Raw genomic sequence first — 16,276 nt, 5'->3', positions numbered from 1 at the left:
TGGGGGGCGTAGCGCGTCAGCCGGCCATTGCGGGGATCAGGTCGGCCTCGCGCTCCGCCTCGTCGGTCTCCCGCGGTCCCGGGACGGGCACCGGCTCGGGCTCGGGGAGCGCCCTGGCGTAGGCGCGCAGGGTCTCGCCCGCGATCCGGTCCCAGGAGTAGCGGGAGCGGGCCCGGTCCGCGGCGGCGATCGAGTACCCGTGCAGGGTGGTCTCCTCCGCCAGCAGGGTGCGGATCGCCCGGCCGATCACGGTCGGCCGTCCCGCCGGGACGTGCAGGCCGGTGATCTTGTCGAGGACCTCGTCGGCGTTGCCGCCCGCCGGGGTCACCACGACGGGGACGCCGCAGGCCATGGCCTCCAGCGGCACCGCCGGGGACGGCTGGACGGGCGCCAGGCACAGCGCCAGCCGGGCGGTACGCAGGAGCTTGGGCAGTGCCTTGCGGGGCAGCCGGCCGAGGAAGATGACGCGGTCGGCGACGTGCAGCTCCTTGGCGAGCAGCCGCAGCCGGTGCACGACCGGGTCGTTCTCCAGGTCCTCGCGCTCGGGCCCGCCGGCGACCGTCAGCTCGGCGTCGGGGACGTGCACGAGGGCGCGCAGGGCGGTCTCGACGTCGCCGGCCTCCAGGTCGCGGCAGACCATCACCAGGCGGTCCCGGTCGCCGGACGGCATCGCGGGGCCGGCCTGCGCGAACTGGTCGGGGTCCACACCGTAGGGGATCACCTTGACCGCGGGCCGGGGGACGCCCATCCGCACGACGGTGCCGGCCTCCTCGGTGTTGCCGGCGAGGACGGTGTGGGCGCCGCGTCCGATGGCCTTCTCCAGCCGGTCGCGGTGCGGGTGGACGCCGCGTCCGGCGCGGCGCTCGGTGGCGGCGACACCGTGGTAGCTCTGGAAGAAGGGGATGCCGAGCTCGCGGGCGACGGCGCAGGCGGCGAGGCCGGCGACCCAGCCGTGCGCGTGGACGACGTCGGGACGGCCCGCCCCGGACCAGCGGCGGCGCAGCGCGTCGGCGAAGTCGCGGGCGTGGTCGAGGTGCTCGTCGTCGGTGAGGGGCCGCGCGGGCCCGGCGTCGAGGTGCACGAGGGCGGCACCGGGGCCGAGGCGGACCCGGGCGCGGGCGTCCTCGTCCTGGCGGCGCGTGTACAGGGTGACGTGGTTGCCGGTCCCGTCACCGTGGTGCGGCCTCGCCAGCGAGCGGGCGAGATCCCGGACGTGGACGGAGTGCGCGTGCTCGCCGTCGAGGTCGGAGGCGGACACGAGGGCAATGCTCAGCGGGCGGTTCATGACAGATCCTCCGGGACAACACAGGGGAAGCCTGGAGGTATCTGCGTCGTAGACACCTGCTCGGGTGAGACTATTTCCGGGCGCGCAGTCCGTCAAACCTCGCGAATCGGATTGTTTCCTCGCCGCTGCCCTTCGCACGGAGGGTGACCGGCGGGGATACTGGAAGAGATGGACGACGAACCGCTCTGGTACGTGGCCTACGGCTCGAACCTCTACCGCGAGAGGTTCGGCTGCTATCTGGCCGGTGGCCGCCCGAGCGGCGGCGCCCGGCACTACCCGGGCTGCCGCGACCCGCGCCGGGCCCGCGCGGAGGCGCCGGTCACGATGCCCGGCGGCATCTACTTCGCGCTGACGTCCCTGGTCTGGGGCGGCGGCATGGCCTTCTACGACCCGGACCTGCCCGGACGCGCCGCGGCCCGCGCCTACCTGCTGTCGCGCCGCCAGTTCAGCGACGTGATCTCCCAGGAGATGCGCCGCGCCCCCGGCACCGACCACGACCTGTCCGAGGTCGTCCGGACGGGGCGCCAGCGCCTCGGCCCCGGCCGCTACGAGACGGTCCTGAAGGTCGGCGAGCGGGGCGGGCACCCCATGCTCACCTTCACCGCCCCAGCCCCGCACGGCCCCGCGGAGCTGAACGCGCCGACGGCCCCCTACCTGACGATGCTCGGCAACGGGCTGCGCGAGGCCCACGGCTGGACGGCCCAGCGCGCCGCGTCCTACCTGTGCGCGCGTCCAGGCGCCACCGGCGCCTGGCATCCGGGCACGGTCCTCCCCCTGCTCACACCGGCGCCCACCGGGGCGAGCGGCTAGTCGGACCTGCTGAACGACAGGGAACCCTCCTCTGCCTGCATTCGACAGACGAGGACGCTACGCCGAAGGGCGATCGCGCGACTACTTACCGTGATGGAAGAGTGGTGGACGGGTCGCCCGGACGGTGGGGCCCGGTCGCCCGTCCGGCAAGCATCATGCAACTCCACCGACTATGTCGGACGGTAGTGGTGCGTGCACTAATAGTCACGCACTGGACACTCTCCGCACACGAAGGAGTCTCGAATATGAAGAGGACCGCCGTCACCGTCCTGGCACCGGCCCTGCTGGCACTCGGGGTGATCGCCGGTGCCGGCACCGCCGACGCCGCGCCGGTCGAGAAGCTGGCCCTCCACTCGGAGATAAACCAAGGGGGAAGGCCCCATACGATCACCGCGAGGGAAGACTGCGTGAAGCTGTCGACGCCGTTCGACACCCTCTCGGGCACCAACGGGTCCACGACGCTCGACGCCGAGCTCTACACCACCGTTGACTGCAGCGGGACGCCGGCGGCGGAAATCCCAGCGGGTAAAACGGCCGACAACTTGAAGAACACCATCAAGGTGGCCTCGGTCTACTTCACCCACCCCGACTAGCCGGTCTCGCGTTGTTTCACCTGTGACGGAGTCGCCGGGCCCCCGCCCCCTCAGGGCCGGGGGCCCGGCCCTGTCATGAGCGGCCGCCGTCCCCGGCGTCGACGACCGGGAGGATGATCGCGGAGGGGCGGGCGGGGGAGTGGAAGACCTCCTGGTCGGCGGTCAGCATGGCGGTGGCGGTGCCGATGGGCTCGCCGGTGCCGGGGTTGCGGGCGACCCGCGGGTAGGCGCCGCTCGCGACCTGCACGCGGACGCGGTGGCCGCGCCGGAAGCGGTGGCCGGCGGGCCACAGCTCCACGGCGACGCGGCGGACGCCGTCGCCGTCCGCCTCCGGTGTCCCGGGGACGAGGCGGCGCATCCCCTCGCAGAGGTTGAGGGACTCGCCCTCGGGTGTGACGTCGCAGAGCCGGACGACGAAGTCGGTGTGCTCGCGGTCGGAGCGGACGCGCAGGTCGGCGGTGACGGGGCCGATGATCTCCAGGTCCTCGTCCAGGACGGCGGAGGTGTAGGTCAGCACGTCCCGGCGGCGCTCCAGGCGGGCCTGGTCGGTGGACGGGCGGCTGTCGCCCAGCAGCGTGGGCCCGCCGAGGAACGGCGTCGGGTGCTCCGGGTCGTAGCGGTAGGTGTCGGGAGGGTTGGCGGCGGGGTCGGCGGCGGGCGGCGCGTGCGGTGCGAGGGCCCCGCCCGGCTGGAGGTGCCAGCGCTGCTCCCGCATCCCCGGGACGGGCCAGTCGGGGAACTCGCGCCACTCGCCCGCGCCGGTCACGAACAGCCGGACGGGCTGGTCCCGCAGCCCGGAAGGGTCGTCCAGCAGGTGGGCCCGGAACCAGCCCACCGCCTCGCCGACCGACCCGCGCATCATCCGCTGGTCGGCGTGGAACCACGGGCCGATCGTCAGGTGGGGGCGGTGCCCGGCGGCCCGCAGCGCCGCGTAGTCCTTCAGCTGCCAGGGCAGGAAGATGTCGTACCAGCCGCCGGTCATGTTCACCGGCGCCCGCACCTGCGCGACGGTGGGGCTGAAGTCGCGCTTGTCCCAGAACGGCGTGTCGGGGCCGTTGACGAGCAGCTCCTGGAAGAACCGCTGCTGCGCGCCCGTCGCGAGCCGGTCGAGCTCGGCGAGCGGGCGTCCCGACAGCGCGGCCCGCCGGGCGCGGCGCGGCGACATGATGCCGGTCGTGATGCCCGACAGCGAGTGCTTCATCCGGGCGGTCAGGTCCACCCAGATGAGCGCCGACTCCAGTGCGAACGCCCCGCCGACGTTGACGGCGTCCCGGAAGGTGGACGCCGTGACCTGCATCGACAGCGCCTTCAGCTCCGGTCCCGCCTCGGCGGCGACGGCCCACTGCACGTAGCCGAGGTAGCTCGGGCCGTGCATGGCGAACGTGCCGCCGAACCAGGGCTGGTCCTTGAGCCAGGCGATGGTGGCGAGGCCGTCCTCGCGCTCGTCCAGCGCCTCGAACACGCCGCCGGACCCGAAGCCGCCGCGCACGCTCTGCACCACGGCCTGGAACCCCTGTGACGCGAACGCCTGCCCGCACATCAGCCCGAACGGCCCGCGGCGGCCGTAGGGGGAGCGGACGAGCACCGTCGGGGCCCGCTCCACGTCCGCCGGGGCGTAGCGGTCGGCGAGCAGCGTCACGCCGTCCGCGGCCGGGACCTCCAGATCCTTCTCGACCGTGACCCGGTGGGGGCCGTTCCGCAGTCCCAGCGCCGTGACCCCCAGCCGGCGCATCATCCCCTCGCCTACCACTTGATCGATCGTAACCGCCACTTCCGCGTCCCGGGCGGGTGCCCTGCGCCCGGGACGCGTCCCACCCGCTCCGGTCCTTCACTACGATCAGGGGGCGAATCCGGACCGATGTCGCAAAACAGATGTCTCGCAGGGGAGTGGGAACGGTGCCATGGATGACCTGAACTGGCAGCGGGTCATCGTCGCCGCGATCGTCATGGCCGCCGCGCTGGCGGTGGCGGTCGTGCTGCGGCTGCTGACCGGCCGGCTGTTCCGCCGGGCCGGTGACACGCGGTGGGCGTGGGACGACCTGGCCGCGCGCCTCGTCCGCGACCTGGCGGTGCCGGTCGCGGTGCTCGGCGGCGCCTGGATCTCCGCCAAGGTGCTGGAACTGCCGCGCGGCACGCTGGACGTGACCGCCAAGGTGCTCACCGCCGCGACGATCCTCGTGGTGTCGCTGGCGCTGGCGCGGCTGATCGCGGGCTCGGTCACCTCGATCGCGCTGGCCCGGCAGGGCGTCGCCGCCAACGTGACGATCTTCGCCAACATCACCCGGGTGATCGTGATCGGCGTCGGCCTGCTGGTGATGCTGCAGAGCCTCGGGGTCTCGATCACGCCGCTGCTCGGCGCCCTGGGCGTCGGCGGCCTCGCGGTCGCGCTGGCGCTCCAGGACACCCTCGCGAACCTGTTCGCGGGCGTACACGTGCTGGCGTCCAAGACCATCGAGCCCGGCGACTACATCAAGCTGAGCAGCGGGCAGGAGGGGTATGTCGTCGACATCAACTGGCGCAACACCTCCATCCGGACGCTGTCGGACAACATCGAGGTCATCCCGAACGCCCGGTTCTCCGACACGATCCTCACCAACTTCCACCGGCCCGCGCAGGACATGTCGCTGCTGCTCCAGGCGAAGGCGCCCTACGAGGCGGACCTGGAACGGGTGGAGAGGCTCGCGGTCGAGGTCGGCGAGGGGGTCATGGCGGACGTGCAGGGCGGCGTGAAGGACGCGGAGGTCCTCGTGCGGTTCCACACGTTCGGCGAGTCGACCGTGGACTTCACCGTCATCCTGCGCACCGGCGAGTTCGGCGACCAGTTCCGGATCAGGCACGAGTTCGTCAAGCGCCTGCACCGGGCGTTCCGCGAGGAGGGCATCGAGGTCCCGTACCCGCGCCGCCGGGTGACGCTCGACGGGGTCCCGAGCCCCGACGGCCTGACGCTCTGAGCCCGCCCCCGCCTCCGTGCCCGTCTCCGCTCCCGCCCCCGTCCTCCGTCAGGGGCGCAGGAGCGGGATCAGCACGTCGTCCACCAGCGAGGCCAGTTCCTCGTCGCCGAGGTTGAGGCCCTCGGTGAGGTTCTGGTAGACGATCATGGCCGGGCCGACCCTGGCGATCTGCCGGGTGGCCGCGTCCGGACGCACCTCGCCGCGCGCGGCGCCCTCCACGAGCGACTCGTACAGCCGGTCCAGGACCGGCTGGGAGATGCGCGTCCGGATGACCTCGTTCATGACGCCCTTGCCCTCGCCGCTGTCCTCCTTCAGCACCTTGAGCGCGGCGCCGCGGCAGGCGACCAGCGTGTCCCGCAGGCAGGTGAGGAGCAGCAGCACGTCCTCGCGCACCCTCCCCGTCGAGGGTGACGGCGGCGGCTCGGGCAGGACGTGCTTGAGCGCGTCGGTGACGAGCTCGTCCTTGGACGGCCAGCGCCGGTAGAGCGCGGCCTTGCCGGTGCGGGCCTCGGCCGCGATGCCCTCCATGGTCAGCTTGCGGTAGCCGACGGCCTTGAGCTGCTCGAACACGGCCTCGTAGATCGCCGCCTCCAGATCGCCGCCGCGGCGGCGGGTGCCCGTGCTCACCACGTCCTCTCCCGATCCGGCGCCGGCGCCGGGATGTCCGACCTCGCGAAGATAGTGAACGGTAGCGTTCTCTTTCGCGGGAATCGGTGATACGTTCCCCACATAGTGTACTTCGCCGTTCCTTAAATCCCGTCCCCCGGAGGGTCCCTCGTGACCGCATCCAACGAGCGGACGGCGGCGCACGGGGAGTTCGCCCCTCCCGGCGCCGTCGCTCCGCCTCTCCATCATCGCCTCTTCCGGCGGTCCGGCGTCATGCTGGCGGTCATCGTGGGCTGCCAGGCCATGATCGTGCTCGACACGTCCGTCGTGACGATCGCGCTTCCGCAGGTCCGCGACGGGCTCGGGCTGTCGACGGGCGGGCTCGCCTGGATCCAGAACGCCTACATGCTCGCGTTCGGCGGCCTGCTGCTGCTCGGCGGCCGCGCCGGGGACGTGTTCGGCCGCCGCCGGACGTTCGCCGCCGGGGTCGCCGGGTTCACCGCCGCGTCCCTGCTCGGCGGGTTCGCCACCAGCGGCTGGTTCCTGCTCACCGCCCGAGCCGTCCAGGGCGCCGCGGCCGCCGTCGCCGCGCCGAGCGCGATGGCCCTGATCGCCACGAACTTCCAGGGCGCCGCCCGCGTCCGCGCGCTCAGCGTCTTCTCCGCCGTGAGCGGCGCCGGCGGCGCGATCGGCATGCTGGCCGGCGGCGTGCTCACCGAGGCGGGGTCGTGGCGGTGGGTCTTCTTCGTCAACGTCCCGGTCGGCGTGGCCCTGGCGGTGCTCGCGCCGCGCGTCCTCGCCGAGACCGGGCGGCGCCCCGGCCGGTTCGACGTCGGGGGCGCGCTGGCCTCCACGTCCGGGATGACCGCGCTGGTGTACGGGCTGATCCGCGCGGGGTCCGACGGCTGGGACGACGGGCCGGCCCTCGCCGCGTTCGCCGCCGCGGCCGTCCTGCTCGGCCTGTTCGTGCTCCTCCAGGCGCGCGTCCGGCAGCCGATCATGCCGCTGTGGCTGCTCACCGGTCGCGACAGGGCCGCGTCCTACGCCGTCCTGCTGCTGCTGGTCGCGGGGATGTTCGGGGCGTTCTTCTTCCTGACGCAGTACCTCCAGCAGAACCTCGGCTACGGGCCGCTGCGGGCCGGCGCGGCGTTCCTGCCGCTCGTCGGGCTCCAGTTCGCGACCGTCCGCGTGCTGCCGCGGGTGCTGCCCCGGACCGGTGCCCGCCCGCTGGTCGGCGCCGGGACACTGCTGTCGGCGGCGGGCCTGCTCTGGCTGTCGCAGATCTCCGCCGGGGACGGCTACCTCACCGGGGTGCTCGGCCCGTTCCTGCTCATCGGCGCGGGCGCCGGAATGACGATACTGCCGCTGAACGTCACGATCCTCGGCAGCGTCGGCCCCGAGCACTCCGGGGCCGCCTCCGGTGTCGCGCAGGCGACGCTGTGGTCGGGCGCCTCGCTCGGCTCCGCCGTCCAGGTCACGGTGCACGACGCGGCGGCCGCGGGCGCCGCCGACCCGCTGGGCGGGATGGGCGCGGCCTTCGGGGCCGCCGCCGTGTTCGCCGCCGCCGCCTTCCTGACGACCCTGCTGGTCATGCGGGTCAAGCGCGGGTAGCCGTCCCGGCCGGGCGGTTCAGCGGGGCCCGCGCGGCTCCCCGAACCAGGCCAGGAACTCGGTATGGCCGAACATGCGGGCCGTGTCGGCGGCGGACGGGGAGCCCGCGTGCGGGTCGGCGCCCGCGTCCAGCAGGGCCCGCACCACCTCCGGCTCCTTCTTGAACACCGCGCCCGCGAGCGGGCGCTGACCCCGGTCGTTCGCCCGATCGGGGTCAGCGCCGCGCTCCGTGAGCGCCCGGACGGTCCCGGCGTGGCCGTGGTAGGCGGCCAGCATGAGCAGCGTGTCGCCCTTGTCGTTGGCGAGGTTCACCGGCACCCCGGCCTCGACGTAGTCGACGATCCGGGCGGTCTCGCCCGCGCGGGCCAGCGCGAACAGCCGGGACGCGAAGTCCTCCAGATCCCGGTCCGGCTCGTGCGCGTGCGGCTCGTGCGCGTGCGGGCCGTTCGCCGGCGGGCCGTTCATCGGCGCGCCGCTAGCGCCCGTCCGCGCCGCGGACGTCGGCGAGGCGCCCGCCGATGCTGTCCTCGCCGTAGCGCAGCCGCTTCTCCAGCGCGACCAGCGCGCCGTCGTCGGGGACGGAGGCGAAGCGGACGTCGTCGGCCAGCATCCGCATGATCATCAGGCCGCGGCCCCGCTCGGCGGACGGGCCGGGCACCGGGATCTCGTCCGGCTCGAAACCGGGCCCCGAGTCGATCACCTTGATCACGCAGCGCAGGTCCTGGATGGTGGCGCGCACCGTGTAGCCCGAGCCGTTCTCGGCGTGCCGGATCACGTTCGAGCACGCCTCGGTGAGCATCAGCTCGATGTCGTCGCAGATCTGGTCCTCCACGCCGAGCGCCTGCAGGGCCGCGTCCAGGATCTTGCGGGACGCGGGGACGCTCGCCGCGTCACGGGGCAGCAGCAGGTCAAGACTGATCTCCACATCGTCTCCGTGTTCGTCGGTCCGTCCCCTACTGGTGCCCTCGGGGCCGCGCTCGAATCATGGCCGGGGCGCGTAGTCGTCCACGTACTCCTGGCCCGACAGCTCCCGGATCGCCCGCATGATCTCGTCGGTGACCTCGCGGGCGGCGCGGCCGCGCGGGGTCCCCGCGTCCCGTCCGGCGAAGTCCAGCGGCGGGCCGATCCGCACCCCGATCCGCCCCGGCCTCGGGACGGCCCGGCCGCGCGGCTGCACCCGGTCGGTGCCCTCGATCGCCACCGGCAGCACGGGTGCGCCGGTCCGCATCGCCAGCCGCGCCACGCCCGTGCGGCCGCGGTAGAGCCGCCCGTCGGGGGAGCGGGTGCCCTCCGGGTGGATCGCGAACACCCCGCCGCCCTCCAGCACCCGCGCGGAGGTGTCGAGCGCGTCGAGCGCGTCGAGCGCGGCCCGGCCGCCCGACCGGTCGACCGCGATGGCGCCGACGCCGCGGAAGAACGCCGCCATCGCCCGGCCCGGCGTGCCGGGGCCGGTGAAGTACTCGTGCTTGCCGAGGAAGCGGACCCGCCGCGGCACCATGAGCGGCAGCACGAACGAGTCGAGGAACGCCAGATGGTTCGCCGCGAGGATCACCGGGCCCGTCCGCGGGACGTGCCGCAGCCCGCTCACCCTCGGCAGGAACACCACGCGCATCGCGGGACCGAGCAGGACGTGCTTGAGCAGGGGATAGATCAGGCGTTCGGGGTCCATGTCCGACGAGGCTATGGCCCGCGCGCCCCCCGTCGCGGTGCCGCCCCGTTACAAGATCCGCCCGCCGAACGTTGTAGCCCTCCGCCCTTGCCCGGCCCTCCGGCGTGCCGCGTCCGGCCGTCCGCGCGGCGCTGCGCCCGGCCGTCCGGCGGGGCCGCGCCGGGTCAGCCCGCGGCGGCGGCGCGCTCGGCCGAGATCAGCTTGCGGACGGCGGGCGCGGCCGGGCCCGAGCGGGCCGTCAGCTCGGCGATGCGGCGCCGGTGCCGCCGCCGGTCACGGCCCGGCAGCACCGACCTCATCTCCCCGGCCGCGGCCAGGGCCACCGCCGCCGCGTCGTAGCTGTTCACGTGCGCCACCGGGCGCCCGCGCAGAGCCGACGACGCCCCGCCCCACAGCGCCTTGACCACCCGCGGGTCCTTCACCGTCACCCGCTCGCGCGGGAACAGCCCGAACGCGCGGTACCGGGTCACCCGGATCCAGCCGCCCCGCCTCAGCTCCTCGCGGACGGTCGCCACGAACGGGCGGCTGTCCTTGCGGATCCAGTACCGCCACGTGCGGGGCCGCGACCCCGAGATCTGGGCGAGCATCCCGTACGGGTCGTCGCCCGGCGTGCCCGGCGCCGGGCGGCGGTCGTCCCCGCCGAGCCGCCCGTCCAGGTACAGCTCGGTCAGCGCGGCGGCCCGCAGCACGTACCCGAGCTGCGACCCGTGCATGGTCATCTTCTGCTTGCGCAGGTCATAGGCCAGCAGGAACATCCGCGCCGGCAACGAATCCGGGGTCTCGATCATTCTTCGCTCCCGTCGCCTTCCGCTCTGGACGGCCGCCCCGGGCGGCGCATCCGCTTCGCCGACCCGGGCATCCGCCCGGCGTCGGCCAAAGCCTGCCGCAGCAGGAACTCGATCTGTGCGTTGGTGCTGCGCAACTCGTCCCCGGCCCACCTGGCGAGCGCGTCGTGCACCGCCGGGTCGAGCCGCAGCAGGATCTTCTTGCGCTCGGAGGTCACTGGTAGAGCGTGCCCGCGTTCACCACCGGCTGGGCGTCGCGGTCGGCGCACAGCACGACCAGCAGGTTGCTGACCATCGCCGCCTTGCGCTCCTCGTCCAGCTCCACCACGTTCTCCTCGTCCAGCCGCTCCAGCGCGAGCCGCACCATGCCGACCGCCCCCTCCACGATCCGCTGACGGGCCGCGACCACCGCGCCCGCCTGCTGGCGGCGCAGCATGGACTGCGCGATCTCCGGCGCGTACGCCAGGCGCGTGATCCGCGACTCGATGATGTCCACGCCCGCCGAGGCCACCCGCTGCCGCAGCTCCTCCGACAGCTGCCCGGTGATCTCGTCGGCGTTGTCGCGCAGCGAGGTCCGGTCGTGCGCGTCGTAGGGGAAGCTGCCCGCGATGTGCCGGACGGCCGCCTCCGTCTGGAACGCCACGAACTCCACGAAGTCGTCGACCTCGAACGTCGCCCGCGCCGTGTCGCGGACCTGCCACACGACCACCGCCGAGATCTCGATCGGGTTGCCGTCCAGGTCGTTGACCTTGGCGATCCCGGTCTCGTGGTTGCGGATCCTGGTCGAGACCTTCCGCCGGTCGGTGATCGGGTTGACCCACCGCAGCCCGTCGGTGCGGACCGTCCCGGCGTACCGGCCGAGCACCTGCAGCACCCGGGCCTCGCCGGGCGCCACCGGCGTGAGCCCCGCCGCGACGACCAGCCCGGCCACGACGAGCAGGACCCCCGCGACGATCCCCGCCGTGAGCGCCCCGGCGCCCCCGGCCGCGATCCCGGCGAGCACGGCCACGGCCCCCAGCAGGATCAGTCCCAGCGCCAGCCCCAGCATCGGCCAGCCGCCCGCGTCCCGCGCGGCCCGCTCCGAGATCTGCGGCCGGGGCATCTCCACCCGCGTCGTCGCCTCGTCCATGAACCCCTCCTCTGTTATCAGCAAACTATCAAAGTGATATCACTTTTTCCACTCCGGGGTGCGTGCCGGGGCCTCGGCGTCCTCGATGACCTTGGGGACGGAGCGCAGCGTGACCAGGGCGAAGCCGGCCACGAGGACGGCGCAGACCGCGCTGCACGCGAGGGCGGCGTGCATGCCGTCCATGAACGCGGCGCGTGCGGCGGCGGTGACCTGGGCGGCGACGCCGCCGGGCAGGGCGCCCGCGGCCTCCAGCGCACCGGCGAGGGAGTCGCGGGCCGCGGCCGCGGCCGGGCCGGGCACGCCCGCGGGCAGGTCGAGGGAGCCACGGTAGACCGCGTTGAGGACGCTGCCGAGGATCGCCATGCCGAGCGCGCCGCCCAGCTCCGTCGCCGTCTCGGAGAGCGCGGACGCGGCGCCCGAGCGCTCCTTCGGGACGGACGCGAGCACGGTGTCGGACGTGACGGTCATCGCCAGCCCCATCCCGAGGCCCGACAGCGCCATCATCGGGACCATCGCCAGGTACGGGGTGTCCAGGCCGACCGTCAGGAACAGGGAGAAGGCCCCGGCGGAGACGGCCATGCCGAGCGCGACGACGCGGGCGCGGCCGAGCGCGGAGATGAGCGGCGGGGCCAGCGCCGCGCCGCCGACCATGGCCCCGGCGGCTCCGGGCAGCCCCGCGAGGCCCGCCCGCAGCGGCGACCAGCCGAGCGCGAGCTGGAACAGCAGCGAGAAGATCAGTGACTGGGCGACCAGGGCGAACATCGCGAACATGGTGGTGCCGACCGAGCCGCTGAACGCGGGGAGCCGGAACAGCCGGACGTCCACCAGCGGCTCGTCCACCCGCGTCTGGCGCACCGCGAACGCGGCGAGCGCCGCCGCGCCGAGGACGGCGGCCACCGGGACCCGGGGCCCGTCCACGCCGTGCGCCGCCGCCTCCTTCACCGCGTACACCAGGCCGAGGACGCCCGCGATCGACAGCGGCACGCCGAGCACGTCCATCCGCCCCGGCCCGCCGGGCACCCGCGACCCCGGCAGGACCAGCGCCCCGGCGACCAGCGCGACGGCCATCACCGGCACGTTGATCATGAAGACGGATCCCCACCAGAAGTGGTCGAGCAGCGCGCCCCCGGCGACGGGCCCGAGGCCCACCGCGAGCCCGCCGAGGCCCATGAAGAGCCCGACGGCCGTCGTCCGCTCCCCGGGCTCGGTGAACACCCGGCGGATCAGGCTGAGGCAGGACGGCATGAGCGTCGCGCCCGCGACGCCCAGCAGCGCCCGTGCCGCGATCAGCAGTTCCGCGCTGGGCGCGTACGCCGTCACGGCCGACACGACGGCGAACACGGCGGTGCCGGTCAGCAGCAGCCGCTTGTGCCCGATGCGGTCGCCGATGCCGCCCATCGTGATCAGCAGCCCGGCGAGGGCGAAGCCGTAGGCGTCGGCGATCCACAGCGTCTGCGTCGCGGACGGGTGCAGGTCCGCGCCGAGGTGCGGGATCGCCTGGTTCAGCGCGGTCAGGTCGATGTTGGGGACGATGGCGAGCAGTCCGCAGATCGCGAACGTGCCCCACTTGCGAGCCGGTGAGTACATGGACGGAGCGTCGGCGCCCGCGCTGACCGTCCGCGCACCGTCCGCTGACCGCCGCTGACCGGCTGACCGCCCGGCCCTGCCGCCGTCAGCCGCGCAGGAGGGCGAGGGCCTCGGCGCGGGACGCGCCGGCGCCCCGGGCGTAGGACGCCTCGTACGCGGCGTCGCCGGCGAGGGCCCGCGCCCCGGCCGCGACACGCTCGATGTCGGGGTCACCGGTGACGTGCACGCCGCGCAGCGCCCGCGCCGCGCCGAGCATCAGCGCGGCCCGCGTCCCGTCCCCGTCCGCGAGGTCCGCGCCCGCCAGGCCCACGGCCGCGCCGGCCTGGTGCATGAAGACGGGGTGGTCGGCGGACACGTCCAGGGCCTCGCGGAACAGCTCCCGCGCCCGCGCCGCGGCTCCCTCGTCGACCTCGACCCAGCCGAGCCCGACCAGCGCCAGCGCGCGGACGGCCGAGGCGATGAACCGCTCGGACGAGAACCCCAGCGCCGTCTCGTGCAGCCGCCGCGCCTCGCGCAGGTCGCCGCGCAGCCGCGCCACCCGCCCGAGCCCGTGGAGGGCGCCCGCGACCTTGTCGGGCGCGCCGGCGCGGCGCGACAGTCCCGCGCCGCGCGTGTAGTCGGCGTGCGCCGCGTCCAGGTCCCCGGCGTGGACGTGCACGTCGCCGCGCCGGTACAGCAGGTCCGCGGTGTCCTCCAGCGCGCCCAGCCCCTCGACGAGCGCGAGCGCCTCGTCCAGCAGGGCCAGCGCACGGGCGCGGTCGCCGCGCCAGTCGGCGAGCTGCGCGAGCGGGTCGAGCGCGTTGGCGATGCCCCAGCCGTCCCCGGCCTCCCGGAACCCGGCGACGGCCTCGGCGCACGCCCGCTCGGCGCCCTCCAGGTCGCCGCGGAACTGGCGCACGAACCCGTCGCTCATCCGCAGCAGCGACCGCGACCAGAGGTCGTCGCCGATCTGCCGGGACATGACCGGGACGTTCGTGCGCTCCGGCCCCGCCGTCAGCGCCCAGAACACAGTGGTGACCGGGTACCTGAGCGTGCCCGCGATCCCGTTGAGCAACTCCTCGGCCCGGTCCAGCGACCGGCCCGGCCGCCCGCCGCCCGCCATCGCGTTCGCCACGCACAGGACGTACTCCTCGTGCAGGTCCGCGGGCGGGTCCAGGCCGACGACCTCCAGCAGCCCGGTGGCCAGCTCCGTCCCCTCGATCCGCCCCCGCAGCCACCAGTACCACGACAGGGACGCGACGAGCCGCAGCGCCAGCGCCGGGTCCGGGCGGACGGACCGCCGCAGCGCCGCGTGCAGGTTGCCGTGGTCGGCGGCGAGCGCCTCCAGCCACGCCACCTGGCCCGCGCCGCGCAGGTGCGGGTCCGCGCGGCGGGCGAGGGCGAGGAAGTACGCCGCGTGCGCCCGCCGGAACCGCCCGGTCTCCCCGGCCTCCTCCAGCCGCTCGGCGCAGAAGGCGCGGACGGTGTCGAGCATCCGGTACCGGGTGCCGTCCGCCTGCACCAGCGACTTGTCGGCCAGCCCGGCGAGCAGCTCGTCGGCGTCGTCGACCTCGCACACCTCGCAGGCCGCCTCCAGCGTGAGCCCGCCGGAGAACACCGTCAGCCGCCGCGCGAGGGTCTGCTCCTGCGCATCGAGGAGGTCCCAGCTCCACTCGACGACGGCCCGCAGCGTCCGGTGGCGCGGGGCCGCGCCCCGGCTCCCGCGCGACAGCAGCCTGAACCGGTCGCCGAGCCGAGCCGCGACCTCGGTGACGGGCAGCGACCGCAGCCGCGCCGCCGCCAGCTCGATCGCCAGCGGCAGCCCGTCCAGCGCCCCGCAGATCCGCAGGACGGCGGCGGCGTTCCCGTCGTCGACCTCGAAGCCCGGCCGGACCGCCGCGGCGCGGTCGGTAAACAGCCGCACCGCCGGGTAGCACGCCATGTCCCGGGCCGGCGTCCCCTCGGGCGGCGCCTCCAGCGGCGGCAGCGGACGCAGCGCCTCGCCCGTGACGGCGAGCGCCTCCCTGCTCGTGGCCAGCACCCGCAGCTCCGGGCACGCGCTCAGCAGCCGGTGCGCCAGCCGCGCGGCCGCCGCCACGACGTGCTCGCAGTTGTCCAGGACGAGCAGCACCCGCCGCCCGGCCAGCGCCGTGACCAGCCGCTCCTCCGCCCCCCGAGGCGCCTCCCCGGATCCGGGCAGCATCCCGCTCTCGCGCAGGCCGAGCGCGGCGAGCAGCGCCTTGGCCACCTCGCCGCGGTCCACCGGCGCGAGGTCCACGAAGCAGACCTCGCCGTCCTCCCGCCCGGCGGCCTCGATCGCCAGCCGCGTCTTGCCCGCGCCGCCCGGCCCGAGCAGGGTGACCAGCCGTCCCTCCGCGAGCATCTTCCCGACCCGCCGCACCTCCTCCTCGCGCCCCACGAAGCTCGTGAGCTGCGCGGGCGGCGCGGCCAGGACGGGACGTGCCGCCGCGCCGCGCGCCGCCCCGGCCCGCGGCGCCGCCTCGCCCCGCAGGATGGCCAGGTGCGCGTCCGCCATCTCCGGCGACGGGTCGGCGCCCAGCTCGTCCGCGAGCAGCCGCCGCCCCTCCTCGAACACCGCGAGCGCCTCCGCCTGCCGCCCGTCGCCGTACAGGGCCCGCATGAGCAGCGCCCGCGCCCGCTCCCGCAGCGGGTGCCGCTCCACCAGCGCCCTCAGCTCCGCGACGACCGCCCCGCACGACCCGAGGCCGATCTCCGCCTCGGCACGGTCCTCCACCGCGGTCGCCCGCTGCTCCTCCAGCCGCACCGCCTGCCCCGCCGCGAACGGCGCGTCGACACCGGCGAGGGCCGGCCCCCGCCAGAGCCCGAGCGCCTCTCCCAGCAGCCGGGCCGCCGCCGTGTTGTCCCCGGTGGCGAGTGCCTCCCGCCCATCCCGCGCGAGGCGTTCGAAGACGTGCGCGTCCACCGTGTCCCGCTCCACGGCCAGCCGGTATCCCGCCGGGTGCCCCTCGACGAGCCCCGCGTCCCCCAGCCCCCGCCGCAGGCGCGACACCTGCGACTGGAGGGCGTTGGCCGCCCCGGCGGGCGCCTCCTCGCCGTACAGCCCGTCGATCAGCCGCTCCGCCGGGACGACCCTGCCCGCGTCCAGGGCGAGCATGGCGAGCAGCGCCCGCACCCGGGGCCCGCCGACCGCGACGGCCCCGCCGCCGCCCCGGGCCTCGACGGCCCCCAGAACCCCGAACCACATGCGCCGATTGTCGCAGGCCCGCGGAAACCCGTCCGCCGCCCGGCG

At 74.9% G+C, this 16,276-nt stretch carries 15 protein-coding genes; 4 read left to right on the top strand and 11 right to left on the bottom strand.

All coding sequences use genetic code 11. The annotated features are described in order from the left end of the window. Positions 1-16: 16 nt before the first annotated feature. A complete protein-coding gene (locus AGRA3207_RS05635; protein WP_231333483.1) occupies positions 17-1,285 on the bottom strand; it encodes a glycosyltransferase in 1,269 nt (422 codons plus the stop codon). A 168-nt stretch (positions 1,286-1,453) separates the two neighbouring features. Between AGRA3207_RS05635 and AGRA3207_RS05630 the strand changes: the two genes are divergently transcribed. Next, positions 1,454-2,095, top strand: a complete 642-nt coding sequence (locus AGRA3207_RS05630; protein ID WP_231333482.1) for a histone deacetylase — start codon at positions 1,454-1,456, stop codon at positions 2,093-2,095. A 245-nt stretch (positions 2,096-2,340) separates the two neighbouring features. After that, positions 2,341-2,688, top strand: coding sequence for a hypothetical protein (locus tag AGRA3207_RS05625; protein ID WP_231333481.1), 348 nt, complete (start codon positions 2,341-2,343; stop codon positions 2,686-2,688). Positions 2,689-2,761: 73 nt separating this feature from the next. Here the strand turns inward: AGRA3207_RS05625 and AGRA3207_RS05620 are convergent, their stop codons facing one another. Further along, positions 2,762-4,438, bottom strand: coding sequence for a CocE/NonD family hydrolase (locus AGRA3207_RS05620; protein ID WP_338028258.1), 1,677 nt, complete (start codon positions 4,436-4,438; stop codon positions 2,762-2,764). A gap of 151 nt (positions 4,439-4,589) precedes the next feature. Between AGRA3207_RS05620 and AGRA3207_RS05615 the strand changes: the two genes are divergently transcribed. Then, entirely contained in the window at positions 4,590-5,639 is a 1,050-nt protein-coding gene (locus tag AGRA3207_RS05615; RefSeq protein WP_231333480.1) for a mechanosensitive ion channel family protein, read from the top strand. A gap of 48 nt (positions 5,640-5,687) precedes the next feature. Here the strand turns inward: AGRA3207_RS05615 and AGRA3207_RS05610 are convergent, their stop codons facing one another. Continuing rightward, positions 5,688-6,266 (bottom strand): TetR/AcrR family transcriptional regulator, encoded by a 579-nt coding sequence (locus AGRA3207_RS05610; protein ID WP_231333479.1) that lies wholly within the window; start codon positions 6,264-6,266, stop codon positions 5,688-5,690. Between the two features lie 150 nt (positions 6,267-6,416). On the opposite strand from AGRA3207_RS05610, the gene AGRA3207_RS05605 reads away from it, so the two are divergent. Further along, positions 6,417-7,856 (top strand): MFS transporter, encoded by a 1,440-nt coding sequence (locus AGRA3207_RS05605; protein ID WP_231333478.1) that lies wholly within the window; start codon positions 6,417-6,419, stop codon positions 7,854-7,856. A gap of 18 nt (positions 7,857-7,874) precedes the next feature. Here AGRA3207_RS05605 and AGRA3207_RS05600 read toward each other — a convergent pair whose 3' ends face one another. The 8 genes from AGRA3207_RS05600 to AGRA3207_RS39750 all read right to left on the bottom strand — a co-directional run bounded on the left by AGRA3207_RS05600 (position 7,875) and on the right by AGRA3207_RS39750 (position 16,231). After that, positions 7,875-8,321 carry an ankyrin repeat domain-containing protein gene (locus tag AGRA3207_RS05600; protein ID WP_231333477.1) on the bottom strand — a complete coding sequence of 149 codons (447 nt, stop codon included), beginning with the start codon at positions 8,319-8,321 and terminating at the stop codon, positions 7,875-7,877. A gap of 10 nt (positions 8,322-8,331) precedes the next feature. Beyond that, entirely contained in the window at positions 8,332-8,781 is a 450-nt protein-coding gene (locus AGRA3207_RS05595; RefSeq protein WP_231333476.1) for an ATP-binding protein, read from the bottom strand. Positions 8,782-8,838: 57 nt separating this feature from the next. Continuing rightward, positions 8,839-9,525: a lysophospholipid acyltransferase family protein gene (locus tag AGRA3207_RS05590; RefSeq protein WP_231333475.1), complete on the bottom strand. Its 687-nt coding sequence runs from the start codon at positions 9,523-9,525 to the stop codon at positions 8,839-8,841. Between the two features lie 164 nt (positions 9,526-9,689). Next, complete coding sequence (locus tag AGRA3207_RS05585) at positions 9,690-10,313, bottom strand: GOLPH3/VPS74 family protein (RefSeq protein ID WP_231333474.1); 624 nt, start codon at positions 10,311-10,313, stop codon at positions 9,690-9,692. Then, a complete protein-coding gene (locus tag AGRA3207_RS05580; protein ID WP_231333473.1) occupies positions 10,310-10,528 on the bottom strand; it encodes a type II toxin-antitoxin system antitoxin in 219 nt (72 codons plus the stop codon). Before AGRA3207_RS05580 ends, AGRA3207_RS05585 begins: the two co-directional genes overlap by 4 nt. Next, a complete protein-coding gene (locus AGRA3207_RS05575; protein ID WP_231333472.1) occupies positions 10,525-11,439 on the bottom strand; it encodes an SPFH domain-containing protein in 915 nt (304 codons plus the stop codon). Before AGRA3207_RS05575 ends, AGRA3207_RS05580 begins: the two co-directional genes overlap by 4 nt. Positions 11,440-11,478: 39 nt before the next feature. Next, positions 11,479-13,026, bottom strand: coding sequence for an MFS transporter (locus AGRA3207_RS05570; RefSeq protein WP_231333471.1), 1,548 nt, complete (start codon positions 13,024-13,026; stop codon positions 11,479-11,481). A gap of 85 nt (positions 13,027-13,111) precedes the next feature. Beyond that, positions 13,112-16,231, bottom strand: a complete 3,120-nt coding sequence (locus AGRA3207_RS39750) for an AfsR/SARP family transcriptional regulator (RefSeq protein WP_273700009.1) — start codon at positions 16,229-16,231, stop codon at positions 13,112-13,114. Positions 16,232-16,276 lie beyond the last annotated feature (45 nt).

Origin of the sequence: Actinomadura graeca (assembly GCF_019175365.1) — a bacterium.
Classification (GTDB): domain Bacteria; phylum Actinomycetota; class Actinomycetes; order Streptosporangiales; family Streptosporangiaceae; genus Spirillospora; species Spirillospora graeca.
This window is presented reverse-complemented; position numbering and strand designations above follow the sequence as displayed.

Excerpts from the sequence above, each read along its gene's own strand:
- AGRA3207_RS05600 (WP_231333477.1), bottom strand. The coding sequence starts at position 8,321 with ATGAACGGCCCGCCGGCGAACGGCCCGCACGCGCACGAGCCGCACGCG.
- AGRA3207_RS05585 (WP_231333474.1), bottom strand. The coding sequence starts at position 10,313 with ATGATCGAGACCCCGGATTCGTTGCCGGCGCGGATGTTCCTGCTGGCC.
- AGRA3207_RS39750 (WP_273700009.1), bottom strand. The coding sequence starts at position 16,231 with ATGTGGTTCGGGGTTCTGGGGGCCGTCGAGGCCCGGGGCGGCGGCGGG.
- AGRA3207_RS05630 (WP_231333482.1), top strand. The coding sequence starts at position 1,454 with ATGGACGACGAACCGCTCTGGTACGTGGCCTACGGCTCGAACCTCTAC.
- AGRA3207_RS05635 (WP_231333483.1), bottom strand. The coding sequence starts at position 1,285 with ATGAACCGCCCGCTGAGCATTGCCCTCGTGTCCGCCTCCGACCTCGAC.
- AGRA3207_RS05615 (WP_231333480.1), top strand. The coding sequence starts at position 4,590 with ATGGATGACCTGAACTGGCAGCGGGTCATCGTCGCCGCGATCGTCATG.
- AGRA3207_RS05570 (WP_231333471.1), bottom strand. The coding sequence starts at position 13,026 with ATGTACTCACCGGCTCGCAAGTGGGGCACGTTCGCGATCTGCGGACTG.
- AGRA3207_RS05575 (WP_231333472.1), bottom strand. The coding sequence starts at position 11,439 with ATGGACGAGGCGACGACGCGGGTGGAGATGCCCCGGCCGCAGATCTCG.
- AGRA3207_RS05625 (WP_231333481.1), top strand. The coding sequence starts at position 2,341 with ATGAAGAGGACCGCCGTCACCGTCCTGGCACCGGCCCTGCTGGCACTC.
- AGRA3207_RS05590 (WP_231333475.1), bottom strand. The coding sequence starts at position 9,525 with ATGGACCCCGAACGCCTGATCTATCCCCTGCTCAAGCACGTCCTGCTC.